General features: G+C 73.9%; 8 protein-coding genes. 7 read left to right on the forward strand and 1 reads right to left on the reverse strand.

Annotated elements, in window-relative coordinates; translation table 11 throughout:
• The first annotated feature begins 146 nt into the window (after positions 1–146).
• From PKA89_RS18520 to PKA89_RS18550, 7 genes are all read left to right on the forward strand, one after another.
• Positions 147–902: an FtsQ-type POTRA domain-containing protein gene (locus PKA89_RS18520; RefSeq protein ID WP_324422044.1), complete on the forward strand. Its 756-nt coding sequence runs from the start codon at positions 147–149 to the stop codon at positions 900–902.
• A 227-nt stretch (positions 903–1129) separates the two neighbouring features.
• Entirely contained in the window at positions 1130–2434 is a 1305-nt protein-coding gene (gene ftsZ / locus PKA89_RS18525) for a cell division protein FtsZ (protein WP_324422045.1), read from the forward strand.
• A gap of 80 nt (positions 2435–2514) precedes the next feature.
• Positions 2515–3219: a polyphenol oxidase family protein gene (locus PKA89_RS18530; protein ID WP_324422046.1), complete on the forward strand. Its 705-nt coding sequence runs from the start codon at positions 2515–2517 to the stop codon at positions 3217–3219.
• Entirely contained in the window at positions 3216–3911 is a 696-nt protein-coding gene (locus PKA89_RS18535) for a YggS family pyridoxal phosphate-dependent enzyme (protein ID WP_324422047.1), read from the forward strand. Before PKA89_RS18530 ends, PKA89_RS18535 begins: the two co-directional genes overlap by 4 nt.
• A 55-nt stretch (positions 3912–3966) precedes the next feature.
• Positions 3967–4440 (forward strand): cell division protein SepF, encoded by a 474-nt coding sequence (gene sepF, locus PKA89_RS18540; protein ID WP_324422048.1) that lies wholly within the window; start codon positions 3967–3969, stop codon positions 4438–4440.
• Positions 4441–4486: 46 nt separating this feature from the next.
• Complete coding sequence (locus PKA89_RS18545) at positions 4487–4777, forward strand: YggT family protein (RefSeq protein WP_324422049.1); 291 nt, start codon at positions 4487–4489, stop codon at positions 4775–4777.
• 153 nt (positions 4778–4930) lie between these two features.
• Complete coding sequence (locus PKA89_RS18550; protein ID WP_324422050.1) at positions 4931–6352, forward strand: DivIVA domain-containing protein; 1422 nt, start codon at positions 4931–4933, stop codon at positions 6350–6352.
• A 51-nt stretch (positions 6353–6403) separates the two neighbouring features.
• Here PKA89_RS18550 and PKA89_RS18555 read toward each other — a convergent pair.
• The coding region (locus PKA89_RS18555) for a hypothetical protein (protein ID WP_324422051.1) at positions 6404–6950 on the reverse strand (547 nt) is incomplete at its 5' end.

The raw sequence follows: 6950 nt of genomic DNA on the forward strand, positions 1-6950 counted from the left end.
GGGGGGGTCGCCCCCGCCCCGCCGGTGGACCTCCTCGCCGGGGAGGCCGCGCCGGGTGACCGGCTGCTCACCGTGGGCGCCGGCGACGTCACCCGCCTCGGGCCCCTGATCCTCGACGCCCTCCGCCGACGCCCCGAGGAGGACCGGTGAGCCACACCGCGACCCGCGGCCCGCGCCCCCGCGGGCTCGACTCCTCCGCCTCCCGGTTCCGCGAGCGGGCGCTGGCCCGACGGCGCCGGCCCTGGCAGCGCGTGCTGTCCCTCCTCCTCGTCGCCGTCCTCGTCGGAGGTGGCGCCTACCTCGTCGGCTGGACCGGCGTCCTCGGCGTGCACGACGTCGAGGTCGTGGGCGTCACCGGCGCCGAGGCCGCGGAGGTGCGCTCGCTGGTCCACGTCGAGGCCGGCACCCCGCTCGTCCGGGTCGACACCGCGGCCGTCGAGCAGGCGGTCCGCACCCGGGTCACCGTCGCCGAGGTCTCGGTGCGCCGGTCCTGGCCGCGCACGCTCGTGGTCGAGGTCGTCCCGCGGGTGCCGTCGATCGTCGTCAGGAACCCTCAAGGTCGACTCGAGGTCGTGGACGCGACGGGGGTCTCCTTCGGTCAGGTCGCCAAGGCTCCCGCCGGCGTGCCGGTCGTCACGGCGACCGGCTCGCGCTCGATGACCCCGCAGGCCCTCCAGGCGGCGCTCGCCCTCCTGCGCGACCTGCCGCCCGACCTCGCCAAGGACGTCCGGTCGGTCACCGTGAGCAGTGCGGACCTCGTGACCTTCACGACCCGCGGGCACACCGTCGTGTGGGGCGGCGAGGACGGCGCCGAGCTGAAGATCCGGGTGCTGCGTGCCCTGCTCACGACCAAGGCCAAGGTCATCGACGTCAGCGCGCCGGACACCCCCGTCACCCGCTGAGACCCCTGTTCCTGGTGGGGCTGGAGGGGCGGGTGTGACGCGTCCTGAGAGCCGTGACAGGATTTGCCGCGCAGGATGTCGCGACACGCCCCGCGGGAGGGTGCAGGAGCCCCGGGCGCGACGTAGCGTCGTCCCATCGCACCCCGTGACCGAACTGTAACCCTGTACCTCAGGTGGAGGGTTGTCCGGTCTCCTGCACGCCGTGACCGAAGTGGAAGGCCAAACCCGTGGCAGCACCCCAGAACTACCTCGCCGTGATCAAGGTCGTCGGCATCGGCGGCGGCGGCGTCAACGCCATCAACCGGATGATCGAGGTCGGCCTCAAGGGTGTCGAGTTCATCGCGGTCAACACCGACGCGCAGGCGCTCCTCATGTCCGACGCCGACGTCAAGCTCGACGTCGGCCGCGAGCTGACCCGCGGCCTCGGCGCCGGCGCCGACCCGGACGTCGGCAAGAAGGCCGCCGAGGACCACGCGGAGGAGATCGAGGAGGTCCTCAAGGGGGCCGACATGGTCTTCGTCACCGCCGGCGAGGGCGGGGGCACGGGCACCGGCGGTGCACCGGTCGTCGCGCGCATCGCCAAGGGCCTCGGCGCGCTGACCATCGGTGTCGTCACCCGTCCGTTCACCTTCGAGGGCCGCCGCCGCGCGAACCAGGCCGAGTCCGGCATCGCCGCGCTGCGCGACGAGGTCGACACCCTCATCGTCATCCCCAACGACCGGCTGCTCTCGATCAGCGACCGCGGCGTCTCGATGCTCGACGCGTTCCGCAGCGCCGACCAGGTCCTGCTCTCCGGTGTCCAGGGGATCACCGACCTCATCACGACACCGGGCCTGATCAACCTCGACTTCGCCGACGTGAAGTCCGTCATGCAGGGCGCCGGATCGGCGCTCATGGGCATCGGCTCGGCCCGCGGCGAGGACCGCGCGGTGCAGGCCGCGGAGCTCGCCATCTCCAGCCCGCTGCTCGAGGCGAGCATCGACGGCGCGCACGGCGTCCTCCTCTCCATCCAGGGCGGCAGCGACCTCGGGCTCTTCGAGATCAACGAGGCGGCGCGCCTGGTCCAGGAGGCGGCGCACCCGGAGGCCAACATCATCTTCGGCGCGGTCATCGACGACGCCCTCGGCGACGAGGTGCGGGTCACCGTCATCGCCGCCGGCTTCGACGGGGGCGCGCCCGTCCGGCGGGCCGACGACCGCGCGCTCGGCACGATCCAGGGCCGCCCGGCGACGCCGGCCGCCCCCCCGGCCGTGCCCTCCACCCCGGCGGCACCGCCGACTCCCGGTGCCTCGGCCCCGGTGCACACGCCGGCGCCGTCCCCGGCCCCGGCCGTGGTCCCGCCCAGCCCGGCGCCGGAGGCGAACGGTGGGTACACGGCCGCCCCCGTCCCGCGCCCGGAGCCCGCGGACGACGACGCCCCGGTGCACACCGAGCGTGAGTCGACCCCGGCCGAGCCGGTCCGGCAGCAGCCGCCGCGCACCGTCACCTTCGACGAGAACGACGACCTCGACGTCCCGGACTTCCTCAAGTAGTGGGAGGCGGGGCGCGCGACGCCTCGACGGGGGCGGGCCGGCACTCCGGTCCGCCCCCGTCCGCGTCTACCGTAAGTGCCGTGTTCATCTGGGACGAGACCAGCACCGGGGCGCGCCGGGTCCTGACCGGGCGGCCGGGTGGCGTGAGCCGCGGACCCTGGGCCGGGCTCAACCTCGGGTTGCACGTCGAGGACGACGGGGCCGACGTCCGGGAGAACCGGCGGCGCCTGGCGGCTGCGGTGGACCGTCCGCTCGTCTACATGGAGCAGTGTCACGGCGCGGAGGTGGCCGTGGTCGACGGCGTGCCGGACGTGGCCCCGCGGTGTGACGCCCTCGTCACCACGTCGGACGACCTGGCCCTCGCGGTCCTCGTCGCCGACTGCGTGCCGGTCCTCCTGGCCGACCCCACCGGCGTCGTCGCCGCCGTCCACGCCGGGCGGCCGGGACTGCTCGCCGGTGTCGTCCCGAACGCCGTCGCGGCGATGCGCGACCTCGGCGCGCGGGAGCTCGACGCCGTCGTCGGCCCGTCGGTGTGTGGCCGCTGCTACGAGGTGCCGGCGGCGATGCGCGACCTCGCGGCCGACGTCGAGCCGGTCAGCGCCACCGTCTCGTGGACCGGCACGCCGGCCATCGACGTCGCCGCCGGGGTGGTGGCCCAGCTGCGCGCCCTCGACGTCGCCGTCACGTGGGTGCCCGGCTGCACCCGCGAGCGCGAGGACCTCTACTCCTACCGCGGCTCGGGGACCACCGGCCGCTTCGCCGGCGTCGTCGCGAGGGCGTCGTGAGCGGCCGCCGCGCCGAGCTCGAGGCCCGGCTCGCCACCGTCCGGCAGCGGGTGGCCGCCGCCCTCGAGGCGGCCGGACGCACCGACGGGGTGACCCTCGTGGCGGTGACCAAGTTCTTCCCGGCGAGCGACGTCGACCTGCTCGCCGAGCTCGGCGTCACCGACATCGGCGAGAACCGCGACCAGGAGGCCGCGGCCAAGGTCGCCGAGCTCGCGCACCGCGACCGGCTCACCGTGCACTTCATCGGCCAGCTCCAGACCAACAAGGCCGGGTCGGTCGCGGGCTACGCCGACGTCGTGCACTCCCTGGACCGCGCGAAGCTGGCCCGCGCGCTCGACCGGGCGGCCGAGCGGGAGGGGCGCGTCCTCGACGTCCTCGTCCAGGTCGGGCTCGACACGGCCGGCGGTCGCGGGGGAGCGGCGCCGGAGGAGGTGCCCGCCCTCGCCGATCTCGCCGCCGACCTGCCGCACCTGCGGCTGCGCGGCCTCATGGCCGTCGCACCCCTCGGGGAGCCCCCCCGTCCGGCGTTCGCCCGGCTGCGGAGCCTGGCCGAGCGGGTCCGGGCCGACCACCGGGACGCCACCTGGCTCTCGGCCGGGATGAGCGCCGACCTCGAGGACGCGGTGGCCGAAGGGGCGACACACCTGCGTGTCGGCTCGGCAATCCTCGGTTCTCGTGAGTCACACCGGTAACTTCGGTCACGACGCACGGCCCTGACCCGCAGGACCGACGACCGAGGAGCACGTGATGGCTGGCGCGCTGCGCAAGACGATGGTCTACCTGGGCCTCGCCGAGGACCAGGGCCACTACGACGACGAGTACTACGACGGCTACGACGAGCCCGAGGTCGACGAGCGCACCGAGCACCGCGGTGCCGAGGTGACGCCGCTGCCCACGCGGCGCCCGGTCGCCGAGGTCGTCCGCACCCACGACGCGGGCAGCGTCTCGCGGATCACGACGATCCACCCGCGCACGTACAACGAGGCCAAGACCATCGGGGAGAACTTCCGCGACGGCGTGCCGGTCATCATGAACCTCACGGACATGAGCGACTCCGACGCCAAGCGCCTCGTCGACTTCGCCGCCGGCCTCGTCTTCGGCCTGCACGGCTCCATCGAGCGGGTCACCTCGAAGGTGTTCCTCCTCTCGCCGGAGGCCGTCGAGGTCAACGCCGAGGAGGGTCCGGTCGCCCCGGGCCGAGGCGTCTTCAACCAGAGCTGACGGACCCGGCCGCCGCGACCACAGGTCCATCGGTCACACTTCCGGCATGGGTGCCGCCTTCGCCGTCCTCGCCTTCGTGGTCTTCCTGTACCTCGTCGTGCTCGTCGGCCGGGTGGTCTTCGACTGGATCCGCATCCTCGCCCGCGAGTGGCGACCCCGGGGGCCCGTCCTGCTCGTCGCCGAGCCGGTCTACACCCTCACCGAGCCGCCGCTGCGGGCCCTGCGCAAGGTGATCCCGCCGCTGCGCCTCGGCGCGGTCTCGGTCGACCTGTCGTTCATGGTCCTGTTCGTCGTCGTGTTCGTCCTCTACTCGGTGCTCTCGGCCCTCGCCGGGTGAGGCCGCGCGCGGCCGCAGGACACGTCCCGTCAAATCACATCTGTCACGTGCGCCCCGCCATCCCGTAGGCTGGGCGACGGACACCAGGGTCCGCGTCGTCGCGTCCCCCGGTGTCCGGTCCCGTGACCCGATACCGGCCACCAGGAGTTGCACATGGCTCTCTCGCCCGAGGACGTCCTCAACAAGACGTTCACCCAGACCCAGTTCCGTCGTGGGTACGACGAGCGCGAGGTCGACGACTTCCTCGACGACATCGTCGCCGAGATGCGCCGGATGTCGAAGGAGAGCGACGACCTGCGCGGCGAGCTCTCCTCCTGCCGCGAGAGCAAGGGGATGGCCCCGACGGCCGCCCTCGCCCGACCGGACACCGACGCCGGGCGCGACCTCGAGGAGCTGCGCTCCAAGAACGCGACCCTGGCCGCCCGGGTCTCCGAGCTCGAGGGAGCCCGCAGCGACCTCGCCGCCCGCCTCGGCGAGTACGAGAACCGCAGCGGCGACGGCGAGGCGCGTGCCGCCGAGCTGCAGGGTCAGCTGACCCAGCTGCAGCAGCACACCTCCGAGCTCGAGCAGCTGATCGCCCAGCGCGACACCGAGATCGCTGCGCTGCGCGGCGCGAGCGGCGACGTCGACGCCCGCGTCGCGGACGCCGAGCGCCGCGCCGGTGAGTTCCAGAACCACGCCGCGCAGGTCGAGCGCCACGCCTCGACCCTCGAGGAGCGGGTCCGCGAGCTCGAGGGCCAGCTGGCCCAGGTCACCGCCGAGCGCGACGAGCACGCGAGCGCCCTCACCTCCGCCCGTGACGAGCACGCCGCGGCCCAGGAGCAGCAGGGTGCGGCCGTCGACGAGCGGGTCTCGATCCTCGAGACGCGCCTCGAGGAGGCCCGTCACGACGCCGACGAGCGCGTGCAGGCCGCCGAGCAGCGAGCCCAGGAGGCCGAGCGCCGGGCGCAGGAGGCCGAGCAGCGGGCGTCCGCCCAGCCCGCCGGCGACAACGGGATGGGGGCTGCCGCCCTCGCCGGCGCCGGTGGCGGCGCGAGCGCGGCCGGGGTCATCGCCCTCGCCCAGCGCCTGCACGACGAGCACGTCGCCGCCGGTGAGTCCAAGCGCGACGAGCTGATCTCCGAGGGCCAGCGCAAGCACGACGAGCTGGTCGGCACCGCCCAGCGCAAGCACGAGGAGCTCGTGACCACGGGCCAGGCCCGCCACGACGAGCTGGTCTCGACCGGTCAGGCGCAGCACGACGAGCTCGTCTCCACCGCGACCGCCCAGCGTGACGAGATGATCAGCACCGCGACGACCCAGCGGGACGAGATGCTCACCGAGGCGCGCGAGCGCTCGACCGGCATGGTCGCCGAGGCGCAGCAGAAGAAGGCCTCGATCCTCGAGGAGCTCGGTCGTGAGCGGAACCTCCTCGAGCGCAAGATCGAGTCCCTGCGCAGCTTCGAGCGCGACTACCGCGCCCGGCTGCACGAGTACATCCAGGGCCAGCTGGCCGACCTCAAGAACGTCGAGGAGGCGGACGAGGAGGCCGACACGGAGCAGGTGGCGCAGCCGCAGCACGAGCCGCAGGCCTGACCCGAGCGCGACGACGCAGGGCCCGGGAACCTCCCGGGCCCTGCGTCGTTGTCATGGAACGCACAGGTCATCCGGGCGTTGCGGCGTTGAGACCCCCTGCCTGTGCCCGTATCCTCGGCGCACCGGGCGGGCCGCGAGGGCCCGCCCAGCCCCCTGAAAGGGATGTCCCATGGTGGTGAAGCGGGCCCTGTCGGCCGCGAAGAAGACGACCGCCAAGGCGGCCTCGTCCGCGCGCAAGGCCGTCGGGCGCAACGGCTCGTCCGGGGCGACGAAGGCCGCCACGACGAAGAAGGCATCCCCTGCCTCGAAGGCATCCCCTGCCTCGAAGGCGGCGCCGGCGAAGAAGGCTGCGCCGGCGAAGAAGGCAGCGCCGGCGAAGAAGGCAGCGCCGGCAAAGAAGGCGGCGCCGGCGAAGAAGGCAGCCACGAAGGCTGCGCCCGCGAAGAAGGCGACGGCCACGAAGGCTGCGCCCGCGAAGAAGGCGGCGCCGGCCAAGAAGGCTCCTGCCACGAAGGCAGCTCCCGCGAAGAAGGCGACGGCCACGAAGGCGGCGCCCGCGAAGAAGGCGGCGCCCGCGAAGAAGGCGGCGCCCGCGAAG

The organism is Phycicoccus sp. (assembly GCF_035325325.1).
GTDB lineage: Bacteria > Actinomycetota > Actinomycetes > Actinomycetales > Dermatophilaceae > Phycicoccus.